Below are 12,803 nucleotides of genomic sequence, written 5' to 3'. Positions count from 1 at the left end.
ATATTTGATCCCTCTTGCCAAACGAGAACAAAAAAGGTACAAAATGGCAGGGATTACGGATTGTCCGGCCTTCATTGACGACCAAGGGGTGATGTATCATGGCTCAGAATTCTTTGCGGCTTGTAGAGGATAAGGCAGTGGACAAATCAAAGGCTCTGGATGCGGCGCTGTCGCAAATCGAGCGGGCTTTCGGCAAGGGCTCGATCATGCGGCTCGGCGCGAACGAGCAGGTCGTCGAGATTGAAACGGTGCCGACCGGATCGCTCGGTCTCGACATCGCGCTCGGCGTCGGTGGCCTGCCGCGCGGCCGCATCATCGAGATCTACGGGCCGGAAAGCTCGGGCAAGACGACGCTGGCGCTGCACACGGTGGCCGAAGCCCAGAAGAAGGGTGGCATCTGCGCCTTCGTCGACGCCGAACACGCGCTCGACCCGGTCTATGCCCGCAAGCTCGGCGTCGATCTTGAGAACCTGCTGATCTCGCAGCCCGACACAGGCGAGCAGGCGCTGGAGATCTGCGACACGCTGGTGCGCTCCGGCGCCATCGACGTGCTGGTGGTCGATTCGGTCGCGGCACTGACGCCGCGCGCCGAAATCGAGGGCGAGATGGGCGATTCGCTGCCCGGCCTGCAGGCCCGCCTGATGAGCCAGGCGCTGCGCAAGCTGACCGCCTCGATCTCGCGCTCCAACACCATGGTCATCTTCATCAACCAGATCCGCATGAAGATCGGCGTCATGTTCGGTTCGCCCGAAACCACGACCGGCGGCAACGCGCTGAAATTCTATGCGTCGGTGCGCCTCGACATCCGCCGCATCGGCTCGGTCAAGGATCGCGACGAGGTCGTCGGCAACCAGACCCGCGTCAAGGTGGTCAAGAACAAGCTGGCGCCGCCCTTCAAGGTGGTCGAGTTCGACATCATGTATGGCGAGGGCGTGTCCAAGACCGGCGAGCTGGTTGATCTCGGCGTCAAGGCCGGCGTGGTCGAGAAGTCCGGCGCCTGGTTCTCGTACAATTCGCAACGTCTCGGCCAGGGCCGCGAAAATGCAAAACTGTTCCTGCGCGACAATCCCGATACCGCACGCGAGATCGAACTGGCGCTCAGGCAGAATGCCGGGCTTATCGCCGAAAAGTTCCTCGAAAATGGTGGCTCTGAAGGCGGCGACGACGGTTTTGAGGACGAAGCCGGCGCGATGTAGGGCAACGGACAGAGTTCGGCCATAAAGTCGACCTATGATCCGATGCTTAAGTAACCGAGTTCTTTAGTATCGCGTCCAAAACCGCCGGCCTTCGCGCCGGCGGTTTTCGTTTTTGGGACCAATAGACTCCCAGGATTGGCCCAGTTCCGTGTTTCTGGACAGGCTGGAGCGTGGCCGCTAAAAGGCCAAGTCTATTTCTGGAAAGCAGACACCAGTTTCCGCCGGCCGCGCCGGCGGTTTTCGCGAAAAGGCAGCAGTCATGAGTGGCGTGAACGAGATCCGGTCGACATTTCTCGACTATTTCCGCAAGGAGGGCCACGAGGTCGTGGCCTCGAGCCCGCTCGTGCCGCGCAACGATCCGACATTGATGTTCACCAATGCCGGCATGGTGCAGTTCAAGAACGTCTTCACCGGTCTGGAGAAGCGGTCCTATTCGCGCGCCACCACCGCCCAGAAGAGCGTTCGCGCAGGCGGCAAGCACAACGACCTCGACAATGTCGGCTACACCGCGCGCCACCTGACTTTCTTCGAGATGCTCGGCAATTTCTCCTTCGGCGATTACTTCAAGGAGCGCGCCATCGAGCTTGCCTGGAACCTGATCACCAAGGAGTTCGGGTTGAAGAAGGACAAGCTGCTGGTCACCGTCTACCACACGGACGACGAGGCGGCCGGCTTCTGGAAGAAGATCGCCGGTTTCTCGGACGATCGCATCATCCGCATCCCGACCTCGGACAATTTCTGGGCGATGGGCGACACAGGTCCGTGCGGGCCGTGCTCGGAAATCTTCATCGATCGTGGCGAGCACATCTGGGGTGGCCCTCCCGGCAGCCCCGAACAGGATGGCGACCGCTTCCTCGAATTCTGGAACCTGGTGTTCATGCAGTATGAACAGGTGACGAAGGAGGAGCGCATCGACCTGCCGCGCCCGTCCATCGACACCGGCATGGGCCTGGAGCGCATGGCCTCCATCCTGCAAGGGGTGGAAAGCGTCTTCGAGACCGACCTGTTCCGTCACCTGATCGATGCGGCGTCCTCCGCGCTTGGCCGCGCGCCCGATACGGAAACGGTGGCCTCCTACCGCGTCATTGCCGACCATTTGCGGTCGTCCTCCTTCCTGGTCGCCGACGGTGTCTTGCCGTCGAACGAAGGCCGCGGCTACGTGTTGCGCCGCATCATGCGCCGCGCGATGCGCCACGCGCAGCTGCTCGGCGCGAACGAACCGCTGATGTGGAAGCTGGTGCCGGCGCTGGTGCGCGAAATGGGCCAGGCCTATCCCGAACTGCCGCGCGGCGAACAGCTGATCACCGAGACGCTGAAGCTCGAGGAGACGCGCTTCCGCAAGACGCTGGTGCGCGGCCTCGGCCTGCTCTCCGAGGCGACGGAAACGCTGCATGCCGGCGACATGCTGGATGGCGAGACGGCGTTCAAGCTCTACGACACTTACGGCTTCCCGCTCGACCTGACGCAGGATGCGTTACGCCAGCGCAACATCTCGGTCGATCTGGCCGGCTTCACCAATGCGATGGAGCAGCAGAAGGCCGAGGCGCGCAAGCATTGGACCGGGTCCGGCGAGGCCGCCACCGAAACGGTGTGGTTCTCGGTGCGTGAAAAGACCGGCGCCACAGAATTCCTCGGTTACGAGACCGAGCAGGCGGAAGGCCTCATCCAGGCGCTGGTCAAGGACGGCAAGACCGTCGACAGCGCCGGCAAGGGTGATGCCGTTGCGGTCGTCGTCAACCAGACGCCGTTTTATGGCGAGTCCGGCGGCCAGATGGGCGACACCGGCGTCATCTCGGGCGAAGGTTTCTCGATCGCGATATCCGACACGCAGAAGAAGGCCGACGGCCTGTTCGTGCATCTGGGCAAGGTGGCGAGCGGCACGGTCAAGACCGGCGCTGCCGTCGAGCTCAAGGTCGATCATGCACGCCGCACCAGGCTGCGCGCCAACCACTCCGCCACGCATCTGATCCATGAAGCGCTGCGCGAGGTGCTGGGCACCCATGTCGCGCAGAAGGGCTCGCTGGTCGCGCCCGAGCGCCTGCGTTTCGACATCTCGCACAACAAGCCGATCTCGGCCGAGGAACTCGAAGAGGTCGAGCGCATGGCCAATGAAATCGTCGTGCAGAACAGCCCGGTGACCACACGCCTAATGTCGGTCGACGACGCCATCGCCGAGGGCGCCATGGCGCTGTTCGGCGAGAAGTATGGCGACGAGGTGCGCGTCGTGTCGATGGGCACGGGCCTGCATGGCGCCAAGGCCAACCGGCCCTATTCGGTCGAACTCTGCGGCGGCACCCATGTCAGGGCGACCGGCGATATCGGCCTGGTCCGGGTGGTCTCCGATAGCGCGGTCGCCGCTGGCGTGCGTCGCATCGAGGCGCTGACCGGCGAGGCGGCCAGAAAATATCTCGACGAGCAGGACAGGCGCCTGAAGGCGGCGGCAGCCGTGCTGAAAATCTCACCCGCCGACGTGCCGGCGCGCGTCGAGACCTTGCTCGAAGAGCGCAAGAAGCTCGAGAAGGAACTGACCGAAGCGCGCAAGAAACTGGCACTCGGCGGCGGTGCCGCGGCGGGTGCGCCCTCGGAGAACGAGACGGTCGCCGGCGTCGGTTTCCTCGGCAAGGCGGTCTCCGGCGTCTCGCCGAAGGATCTCAAGCCGCTGGCCGATGCCGGAAAGACTTCGCTCGGCTCCGGCGTCGTCGTCTTCGTCGGTGCCGGCGAGGACAACAAGGCAAGCGTCGTCGTCGCCGTCACCGACGATCTCGTCGGCCGCTTCAGCGCCGTCGACCTGGTGCGCGTCGCCTCCGCCGCCTTGGGCGGACAGGGCGGTGGCGGTCGGCCCGACATGGCCCAGGCTGGCGGCCCGGATGCCTCGAAGGCCAATGATGCGATCGCGGCTGTGAAGGCGGCTCTCGAAGCCGCCTGAAAGCCATGACATGAATGTTCTCGTCCTCGGTGGCTATGGTTTGATCGGGGACGCTGTCATCGGCCGTTTGCTTCGCGACGGCCATCACGTGACCGGCCTCGGTCGCGATGTTCAGGATGCCGGGCGACGCCGGCCGGCGGTGCGCTGGATCGCGGCGGACATGTCGAAACTCCTTGCCGCTGAAGACTGGCTGCCGGTGGTTGCGGGCATGGACGCGGTGGTCAATGCGGCGGGCGCCTTGCAGGACGGCCCGTGCGACCGCCTCGACGCCGTTCACCGGGGCTCGGTGGTGGCACTCGTTGCGGCCTGCGAACAGGCCGGTGTGCACCGCTTTGCGCAGATCTCCGCGATCGGTGCCGATCTCGCCTCGGCAAATCCTTTCTTCAGCACCAAGGCGCAAGGCGACAAGGCCGTCGCAAGCTCCTCGCTGGAGTGGACCATCCTGCGGCCGGGCCTTGTGATCGCGCCCGCTGCCTATGGCGGGACGGCACTTTTGCGCGCCCTTGCGGCATTCCCCGGTTTTGTTCCGGCCGTCATGCCGCTCCAGCCGGTCCAGACCGTGGCGGTCACCGACGTTGCCGAAGCGGTGGCGCGCGCGGTCGCCGGATCGCTGCCGCCCCGACTCGCCGTCGATCTCGTCGAAGCCAATGCCAGACCGCTCGCCGAGGTCCTCTCCACCTTGCGCGCGTGGCTTGGTCTGCCGCCTGCGAGAGTGGTGCCGATGCCAGCCATTCTCGGCCGGCTCGCCGGCGCGGTTGCAGATGTGCTTGGAACTCTTGGTTGGCGGTCCCCGCTGCGCAGCGCAGCCCTTGCTGCCGTGGCGGGCGGTGTCACGGGCGACGCAGCGGCCTGGAACCGAATTTCCGGCCGTCCGCTTCTGCCGCTGGAAGCAACGCTGGCCGACATGCCGGCCAATGTCCAGGAACGATGGTTCGCCCGCCTCTGGCTGACAAAGCCTGTCATCTTCGCCTGCCTGTCCCTATTCTGGCTTGTTTCGGGTGTCATCGGCCTGATCCGGCAAGAGGCGGCGGCGGATATCCTTGTTTCGCACGGCGTGTCGGCGAGCCTGGCCCAGATCGCGGTTCTGGCCGGAAGTACGGCAGACATCCTGGTTGGCGCGGCCGTCGTGGTCCGATCCCTGGCCCGGCGCGCGCTGCTGGCGATGATTGCCATCACCCTGTCCTATCTGGCGGGGGCGTCGCTTCTTGTCCCAGGTCTATGGCTTGATCCACTGGGGCCGCTGGTCAAGACGATCCCCGCGCTTTGCCTGGTGCTGGTTGCGCTCGCGGTGCTCGACGAGCGATGAGCCTCTGGGTCGACATATTGCGCTGGGCGCATGTCATCGGCGCCACGGTTCTGTTCGGCGCCGGCGCCGGCATTGCCTTCTTCATGCTGATGGCGCAACGCAGCGGCCGCGCCGATCTCGTCGCCCATGTCGCGGGCACGGTCGTCATCGCCGACACCATTTTTACGGCGACCGCCGTCATCGTGCAGCCGGCCACCGGCGTGTTGCTGGCGCAGGCTGCGGGCTGGCCGCTCTCCGAAGGCTGGATCGCGCTGTCCTTGCTGCTTTATGTCGTGGCCGGCCTGTTCTGGCTGCCGGTGGTCTGGATTCAGATCAGGATCCGCAATCTGGCGCGGCAGGCGGCCATCGAGAACGCGCCGCTGCCCGCCGAAGAGAAACGCCTCTTTCGCATCTGGTTTGCTTGCGGTTTTCCAGCCTTTGGCGCGGTGCTTGCGATCCTCTGGCTGATGGTGACCCGGCCCGAGATAAGGTTTTAGCGCCGCCTCGGGTTTCAATCAGCCTTTTCGGTCATGGCAAAGGCTTCTGTGGCCGCGATCCGGTCCCACCATGCCAGAATCTCGGGAAACTCGGCCAGAAGCTTTTGCCCGTCGGCAACCTTGAGGAAATAGGCGATGATCGGCGCCGCATGCAGGTCGGCCAGTGTCACCCGATTGCCGAGCAACCATGGCCCGGGAGCCTTGAGTGATGTGAGCACCCTGAGGACCGTTTCCGCCTGCCGCAGCCCGCCGGCGATCAGGCTCAAATCCGGCTCTGGCTTTTCGAGCCGCTCGACGGCAACGTCCCAGACCATGGCGCGGTAGCCGTAGGCGTCGAGCATGCCTGTCATCTGGCCCATCCTGGCGCGGCCGCGCGCATCGGCGGGCTGCAGCGCCGGGCCGTCGAAGGCCTCGTCGACATAGCGGGTGATCGCATTCGTCTCGAAAAGGCGAAAACCGTCATGCTCCAAGGCCGGGATGCGGCCGAACGGGTGATGTATCAGATACCAGGCCGGGATGCCCTCGGCGGCGAAGATGTCGAGCGGCACCAGTTCGTAGTCGACGCCTTTCTCCTCCAGCGCCATCCGCGCGATGCGCACATAGACACTGTAGTCCGCGCCATAGAGGATCGGCCTGGTCATGCTGTCAGATCCTCGCTTTCGCTGGCCCAAAAAAGCGAAGGCTCCTTTCGGAGCCTTCGCTTGTGTAAAACTGGGCTCTTAAGCCATCGCCTTCTGCAAGTTCTCGTCGATCTTGTCGAGGAAGCCGGTGGTCGAGAGCCAGGGCTGGTCGGGACCGATCAGCAGCGACAGGTCCTTGGTCATGAAGCCGGACTCGACAGTCTGGATGCAGATCTTTTCCAGCGTCTCGGCAAAGCGCTTCAGTTCAGCATTGTCGTCGAGCTTGGCGCGGTGCGCGAGGCCACGCGTCCAGGCGAAGATCGAGGCGATCGAATTGGTCGAGGTTTCCTCGCCCTTCTGGTGCTGGCGGTAGTGGCGGGTGACGGTGCCGTGCGCGGCTTCGGCTTCCACCGTCTTGCCGTCCGGCGTCATCAGCACCGAGGTCATCAGGCCGAGCGAGCCGAAGCCCTGCGCCACCGTGTCGGACTGCACGTCGCCGTCGTAGTTCTTGCAGGCCCAGACATAGCCGCCCGACCATTTCAGGCTGGAGGCCACCATGTCGTCGATCAGGCGGTGCTCGTACCACAGCTTCTTCGACTTGAACTCGGCCTCGAATTCAGCCTCGTAGACTTCCTGGAAAATGTCCTTGAAGCGTCCGTCATAGGCTTTCAGGATGGTGTTCTTGGTCGACAGGTAGACCGGATAGTTGCGCAGCAGGCCGTAGTTCAGCGAGGCGCGGGCGAACTCGCGGATCGACTCGTCGAGATTGTACATGGCCATGGCGACCCCGGCACCGGGAGCGTCGAACACGTCATGCTCGATCACCTTTCCGTCCTCGCCGACGAACTTGATCGTCAGCTTGCCCTTGCCGGGGAAGCGGAAATCGGTGGCGCGGTACTGGTCGCCGAAGGCGTGGCGGCCGACGATGATCGGCTTGGTCCAGCCCGGCACCAGGCGCGGCACGTTCTTCATGATGATCGGCTCGCGGAAGATGGTGCCGCCGAGGATGTTGCGGATGGTGCCGTTGGGCGACTTCCACATCTTCTTCAGCTTGAATTCCTCGACGCGCTGCTCGTCGGGGGTGATCGTCGCGCATTTCACGCCGACGCCGTATTTCTTGATGGCGTTGGCCGAATCGATGGTCACCTGGTCGTTGGTGGCGTCGCGGTGCTCGATGCCGAGGTCGTAATATTCGAGCTTGAGGTCGAGATAAGGGTGGATCAGCTTGTCCTTGATGAACTGCCAGATGATGCGGGTCATCTCGTCGCCGTCGAGTTCGACGACCGGGTTCGCCACCTTGATCTTCGCCATGGAAAGAATGCCTCGTTCAACAGTTGGGGGATGGCGGGTCGGCCCCGCCAGGATAGGGACTTCGCCTATAGCAAAGCGATCCGGGCGGCGCAAACCGGGCAATGCGGAAGCAGGCTGCTGCCGGCGCAATTCTAGTCTAGGAAAAGCGTGAAGCGGGTTTTCGTTCGAAATTGCCGTAAAACAAGGGGACAGGCGGCGTTTCCGCGAAACGGTGAATCGATCCAGCAATCGTGAACAAAAATCGATGCCGCACTGCCCATCGAGAGGCAGGCGGCATCGCCTTTGTTTCATGCTGCCGCATGCAGGCGGCAGGCGCTTATTGCAGCGGCGTGCCGCCAGGGCCGGGGAAGGCCGCGATTGGCGTGCCGTCGGCCACGTTGCCGGAGATCATGTTGTTCTTGAACGACTGGACGGCGCCGCTGCTGGTGTTGCTGACCCCGGTGACATTGCCGAACACCGTCGAGGCGCCGAGAAAGGCGATGGCGCTGCCGGCGCCGCTGGCGGCGGCGCCGTTGGCATTCACGCCGACGCCGGCATTGGAACTGATCGTGGTGTTGACGATCGTCGCGCGTACCGACGATGCCGCGGCGACGGACTTGACCGCCACCCCGTTGCCGCTGTTGCCGCTGACCAGGCTGTCGGTCAGCGCCACGTTCATGGCAGAGGTGTTGCCGGTGCCGTCGACAAGAATGCCATTGGCGCTGTTGGTCAGTTCCACCCTGGACAGGATGGCATTGATGCCGATGGCGCCAGTCGTTTTGATAAGAACGGCGCCACCGGCTGCCTCGGCTATCCGTGTATTGATTATGTAGAGTTCGCTGGCGCCGTTGGGAAGAAATTCGACGCCATTGCTGGTCACCCGCTCGATGTTGCAGTCCTCGATATGCAGTTGACCTTGGCCGATCATCCGCACGCCGTCGAGTCCAGTGCCCACGCCGTCTATGTCGAGGCCGCGAAGATGCACGACGGAGCCGACGGGCGTGTTTATGATGATGCCATTCACGAGCGCCGAAAGCACACCGCCTTCAGTCGTTCTGCAGTCGATTGTGATGGATTTGGTGATGGTGACCGCGCCAAATCCGCCCGGGTCCAGACAGTTGATCTCGCCGGCCGTCGCCGTCTTCGAGATGGCGCCGGCAAACGTCTTGCAAGGTGCCGTCCGGCTGCACGGATCGGCGTCGTTGCCGACGCCGGAAACCCAGGTCCGTGTCGCTTGCGCGGAAGCCGGAGCAATCACGAAGACCGATGCCAGAAGCAACACAGCGATTGAAAGGAAAAACCGTAAGACGTTCATTTGCCCCCTCCTGAAGTTTGGCCAACACCCGTGTCGGCTATTGAAAACCCGTGTGGAAACGCTTGGGGCACAGATAAGTGACAGGAGCGTGCAAGACACGCTCCGTCTTCAAATGAATTTACCGATACAGCTTGGCCCCAAGCGGTTTTGATATTGCAATTTTCTAAGATTATGTCACAGCGGCGGCCGCATCGCCGTATTTAACTATACATATAGCTAATAGGTTATTTCTGTAACCGGAAGATGTCGCCGATAAAAAAGTAAGGCAGAGCCATCAAGCAGTATAGGGTTGGATAGCTTGTCGTTGCCAGAGCGGCCGCGATGCCCACATCTCAACCATCCCTTGAGAAGATGGAGCACGTGGCTCGTTTGCTTGTACGGGCGTGTGACCATTTGCTCCAGCCCGCCGGTGGAGCGAATTTGGATTTTTCGCGCCAACACAGGGGGTGCGGGACAAGGCTATTTGTCGCCAGGTCACCGACAACTCTTCAAAAAGCCGTATCGATATGGCAGGACGCGGTGACCTCGTAGCGCAATCATCTGGAACACATGACCGCAACAGACTTTCAGCGTGGCCCTGGCGGTCCGGCGATCATCCTCGTCGAGCCGCAGCTCGGCGAGAACATCGGCATGGTCGCGCGCGCCATGGCCAATTTCGGCCTGTCGGAACTGCGCCTGGTCAATCCGCGTGACGGCTGGCCGAGCGAGAAGGCGCGCGCCGCGGCCAGCCGCGCCGACCATGTCATCGACGCCGTGACGGTGTTCGACGATCTGGCCTCGGCCCTTGCCGATCTGAACTTCGTCTTCGCCACCACCGCCAGGCACCGCGACGGTTTCAAGGCCGTGCGCGGCCCCGTGGAGGCGGGCAGGGTGCTGCGCGCCCGTCATGGCATGGGGCAGCGCACCGGCATCCTGTTCGGCCGCGAGCGCTTCGGTCTCTACAATGACGAGGTCGGGCTCGCCGACGAGATCGTAACCTTTCCCGTCGATCCCGATTTCTCCTCGCTCAACATCGCCCAGGCGGCGCTGCTGATGTCCTATGAGTGGATGAAGTCGGGCCTCGAGGACGAGACCAAGACCAATTTCACCGGGCCGGAGATGAAGCCGGCCAGCAAGGAAGAGCTGCACGGCCTTTTCGCCTATCTCGAAGGCGCATTGGAAGCGCGCGGCTATTTCCGGCCGGCGCCGAAGAAGCCCAAGATGGTGGACAATCTGCGCGCCGTGCTGACGCGCGCCGGTTTCGCCGAGCCGGAGCTGAAGGTGCTGCGCGGCATCATCTCCTCGCTGGACAGGTTTTCGCCGGCAATGCCGCGCGGCGACGGCTCGCCGGGCGATGATCCAAGGCGGCTTCCGGCCGCGGCGCGCGCCGGCAAGGCAGAGGCCGATCGCCAGGCGCACAAGCCTGTGGGTGACGATGAGGACGCGCCACCGCTGGGCGGCAAGGGAACCGATAATGACTGAGCAGCCGATCCTGATGTTCGATTCCGGCGTCGGCGGGCTGACCGTGCTGCGCGAGGCGCGCGTGCTGATGCCGGACCGGCGCTTCGTCTATGTCGCGGACGATGCGGCCTTTCCGTTCGGCGCCTGGGAAGAACCGGCACTGCGCACCCACATACTCGAACTCTTCGCCAAATTGCTCGACCGGTTTGCGCCTGCGATTTCCGTCATCGCCTGCAACACCGCCTCGACGCTGGTGATCGATGCGCTGCGCGAGAGATTTCCCGGCCATCCCTTCGTCGGCACCGTGCCGGCGGTCAAGCCGGCGGCGGAGCGCACCCGCTCCGGGCTGGTCTCCGTGCTGGCGACGCCGGGCACGGTGAAGCGGCAATACACGCGCGACCTGATCAGTAAATGGGCGCAGAAATGCCATGTCCGCCTGGTTGGCAGCGACAGGCTGGCGGGCCTTGCCGAAGTCTATATGCGCGAGGGTTTCGTCGACGAGGAAGCCGTGCGCGCCGAGATCGCGCCCTGTTTCATGGAAAATGAGGGGCTCAGGACCGACATCGTCGTGCTGGCTTGCACCCACTACCCGTTCCTGGTCAACCGCATGCGCAAGACCGCGCCCTGGCCGGTCGACTGGATCGACCCGGCCGAAGCGATCGCGAGGCGTGCCCTTTCGCTCTTGCCGCCCGTCGACGGGGCGCTGCCGCAAGGCGAGCCCGATATCGCGGTCTTTACGTCAGGCAAGGCGGATTTCGCCGTCGGCCGGCTGATGCAGGGCTTTGGACTGTCCGTGCGCTGATTGATGTCGCCCAACGCCAGTCGCTCAAACAGGTTCGAAGACGATGCTGCGTTGATCCGGATCGGCCGAGCCCAGCTTTAGCGTCACACCGTCGCCCTGCCTGAGACCGGAGGCCTTTACGGTGGCAACGACAGGCATGTCGGCAAGCTGGACGCGCACACCATGGTCGACGAAGTCGGTGACGACGGCTTTGAACGTTTCCCCTTCGCGTCCCCTCAGCATCACCGCCTCGGCAAGGTCGATGGCTGCATGGCTGATCTGCGAAGCGCGGGCATCCGCACGTCCCATCACCTTCGGCAGTCCGGCGAACGCATCGCTGACGGCCTGCGGCACGGGCTGGCCGTTGGCGATAGCCAGCGCGCAGCGCACGACATAGCGATCGGCCAGTCGCCTGAGCGGCGCGGTCGCATGGGCATAGGTCGCAGCCATCGCCTCATGCCAGGGAACGACACCCTCCTGGTAGGGCTGGTAGGACGCGCCATTGCCCGCGCGGCGGATTTCCAGCATCAACGCCGCCTGTTTCGGATCAGCCGGATCGAGTGTGCGCTGGTAGTCGCGCAGGCTGGTTGAGGCCGGCCAGGACAGACCGAGCGCCTCTGCCGCGTTGCGCAATCTCTGCACCTTGGAGGCGTCTGGCCCAGACATCACCCGAAACAGTCCGGTCTTGTGCGCCAGCATGGCGTCGGCGATCGCCATGTTGGCGGCCAGTGAAAGCGCGGCGTTGTCCTGCTCGGATTGCAGCAGCGGTCTGAACGAAAGCCGGAAGCTGCCATCGGCAAGCCTTTCCACCTCCTGCTCGGGCGGGTCGACGCGGGAAGCGCCGCGCCGCTCTTCGTTTGCCGCCATGCGCCGCGCCATTTCGGCGAAGTCGGCCGGAACATCGGAGGCCTTCACGCTGTCATAGGCGAGCTTCGCGCGGCTCTGGATGATTGCCCGCTCCGCGCCGTCCAACTTTACCGCGCCATCCTCAGCGACCCGGACGGTGAAGACGACAGCTGGACGCGGTCCATCCGGCAACAGGCTCGCCGCAGCCTCGGCAAGTGCCGGCGGATAGAGCCCGGCCTTGCCGTCGGGCAGGTACAGCGTCTCGCCGCGCGTCCAGGCTTCGCGATCCAGCGCGTCGCCGTCCTCGACGAACCATGCAACGTCGGCGATGGCATAATGCAAGAGAAGATCGCCACCGCTTGCCTCGATCGAGAACGCCTGGTCAAGATCAGTGGAGGCCGCCGGATCGAGCGTGACGAAGGGCATGTCAGTTCGATCGGCATGCTGGTTCGGCACACGTCTGGCCGCCGCCTCCGCTGCGGCCATCACGTCAGCCGGAAATCCATCCGGCACGTGGAACTCGGTGCGGATTTTCGCCAGGCCGGTGGAGAGCGCTTGTGAGGGGTCTGTCAGGGACTTCATTCAGCCGTCCTACACCAGGGCTTCG

At 63.8% G+C, this 12,803-nt stretch carries 10 protein-coding genes; 6 read left to right on the top strand and 4 right to left on the bottom strand.

What is annotated here, in order from left to right:
- The first annotated feature begins 98 nt into the window (after nucleotides 1-98).
- From recA to FJV80_RS08390, 4 genes are all read left to right on the top strand, one after another.
- Nucleotides 99-1,196 carry a recombinase RecA gene (gene recA, locus FJV80_RS08405; RefSeq protein WP_010909075.1) on the top strand — a complete coding sequence of 366 codons (1,098 nt, stop codon included), beginning with the start codon at nucleotides 99-101 and terminating at the stop codon, nucleotides 1,194-1,196.
- A gap of 259 nt (nucleotides 1,197-1,455) precedes the next feature.
- Nucleotides 1,456-4,122 carry an alanine--tRNA ligase gene (alaS, locus tag FJV80_RS08400; protein WP_142876105.1) on the top strand — a complete coding sequence of 889 codons (2,667 nt, stop codon included), beginning with the start codon at nucleotides 1,456-1,458 and terminating at the stop codon, nucleotides 4,120-4,122.
- A gap of 10 nt (nucleotides 4,123-4,132) precedes the next feature.
- A complete protein-coding gene (locus tag FJV80_RS08395) occupies nucleotides 4,133-5,428 on the top strand; it encodes an SDR family oxidoreductase (protein ID WP_142876104.1) in 1,296 nt (431 codons plus the stop codon).
- Nucleotides 5,425-5,904, top strand: a complete 480-nt coding sequence (locus tag FJV80_RS08390; RefSeq protein WP_142876103.1) for a DUF2269 domain-containing protein — start codon at nucleotides 5,425-5,427, stop codon at nucleotides 5,902-5,904. The genes FJV80_RS08395 and FJV80_RS08390 overlap by 4 nt, the downstream gene beginning before the upstream one ends.
- A 14-nt stretch (nucleotides 5,905-5,918) precedes the next feature.
- On the opposite strand, the gene FJV80_RS08385 is transcribed toward FJV80_RS08390, so the two are convergent.
- The 3 genes from FJV80_RS08385 to FJV80_RS08375 all read right to left on the bottom strand — a co-directional run bounded on the left by FJV80_RS08385 (nucleotide 5,919) and on the right by FJV80_RS08375 (nucleotide 9,129).
- Nucleotides 5,919-6,545: a glutathione S-transferase family protein gene (locus FJV80_RS08385; RefSeq protein ID WP_142876102.1), complete on the bottom strand. Its 627-nt coding sequence runs from the start codon at nucleotides 6,543-6,545 to the stop codon at nucleotides 5,919-5,921.
- A 78-nt stretch (nucleotides 6,546-6,623) separates the two neighbouring features.
- Nucleotides 6,624-7,835, bottom strand: coding sequence for an NADP-dependent isocitrate dehydrogenase (locus FJV80_RS08380; protein ID WP_095770367.1), 1,212 nt, complete (start codon nucleotides 7,833-7,835; stop codon nucleotides 6,624-6,626).
- A gap of 316 nt (nucleotides 7,836-8,151) precedes the next feature.
- Nucleotides 8,152-9,129 carry a right-handed parallel beta-helix repeat-containing protein gene (locus tag FJV80_RS08375; RefSeq protein WP_142876101.1) on the bottom strand — a complete coding sequence of 326 codons (978 nt, stop codon included), beginning with the start codon at nucleotides 9,127-9,129 and terminating at the stop codon, nucleotides 8,152-8,154.
- A gap of 549 nt (nucleotides 9,130-9,678) precedes the next feature.
- Between FJV80_RS08375 and FJV80_RS08370 the strand changes: the two genes are divergently transcribed.
- Nucleotides 9,679-10,590: an RNA methyltransferase gene (locus FJV80_RS08370; protein WP_142876100.1), complete on the top strand. Its 912-nt coding sequence runs from the start codon at nucleotides 9,679-9,681 to the stop codon at nucleotides 10,588-10,590.
- Nucleotides 10,583-11,371, top strand: a complete 789-nt coding sequence (murI, locus tag FJV80_RS08365) for a glutamate racemase (RefSeq protein ID WP_142876099.1) — start codon at nucleotides 10,583-10,585, stop codon at nucleotides 11,369-11,371. Before FJV80_RS08370 ends, murI begins: the two co-directional genes overlap by 8 nt.
- Nucleotides 11,372-11,395: 24 nt before the next feature.
- Here murI and FJV80_RS08360 read toward each other — a convergent pair whose 3' ends face one another.
- Nucleotides 11,396-12,778 (bottom strand): RNB domain-containing ribonuclease, encoded by a 1,383-nt coding sequence (locus tag FJV80_RS08360; RefSeq protein WP_142876098.1) that lies wholly within the window; start codon nucleotides 12,776-12,778, stop codon nucleotides 11,396-11,398.
- Between the last annotated feature and the right edge of the window lie 25 nt (nucleotides 12,779-12,803).

Origin of the sequence: Mesorhizobium sp. WSM4310 (genome assembly GCF_007003935.1) — a bacterium.
In the GTDB taxonomy this organism is placed as follows: domain Bacteria; phylum Pseudomonadota; class Alphaproteobacteria; order Rhizobiales; family Rhizobiaceae; genus Mesorhizobium.
This window is presented reverse-complemented; position numbering and strand designations above follow the sequence as displayed.

What these genes read in the sequence shown, in the direction of transcription:
- recA (WP_010909075.1), top strand. Translation starts at nt 99, where the DNA reads ATGGCTCAGAATTCTTTGCGGCTTGTAGAGGATAAGGCAGTGGACAAA.
- alaS (WP_142876105.1), top strand. Translation starts at nt 1,456, where the DNA reads ATGAGTGGCGTGAACGAGATCCGGTCGACATTTCTCGACTATTTCCGC.
- FJV80_RS08390 (WP_142876103.1), top strand. Translation starts at nt 5,425, where the DNA reads ATGAGCCTCTGGGTCGACATATTGCGCTGGGCGCATGTCATCGGCGCC.
- FJV80_RS08395 (WP_142876104.1), top strand. Translation starts at nt 4,133, where the DNA reads ATGAATGTTCTCGTCCTCGGTGGCTATGGTTTGATCGGGGACGCTGTC.
- FJV80_RS08370 (WP_142876100.1), top strand. Translation starts at nt 9,679, where the DNA reads ATGACCGCAACAGACTTTCAGCGTGGCCCTGGCGGTCCGGCGATCATC.
- FJV80_RS08375 (WP_142876101.1), bottom strand. Translation starts at nt 9,129, where the DNA reads ATGAACGTCTTACGGTTTTTCCTTTCAATCGCTGTGTTGCTTCTGGCA.
- murI (WP_142876099.1), top strand. Translation starts at nt 10,583, where the DNA reads ATGACTGAGCAGCCGATCCTGATGTTCGATTCCGGCGTCGGCGGGCTG.
- FJV80_RS08385 (WP_142876102.1), bottom strand. Translation starts at nt 6,545, where the DNA reads ATGACCAGGCCGATCCTCTATGGCGCGGACTACAGTGTCTATGTGCGC.
- FJV80_RS08380 (WP_095770367.1), bottom strand. Translation starts at nt 7,835, where the DNA reads ATGGCGAAGATCAAGGTGGCGAACCCGGTCGTCGAACTCGACGGCGAC.
- FJV80_RS08360 (WP_142876098.1), bottom strand. Translation starts at nt 12,778, where the DNA reads ATGAAGTCCCTGACAGACCCCTCACAAGCGCTCTCCACCGGCCTGGCG.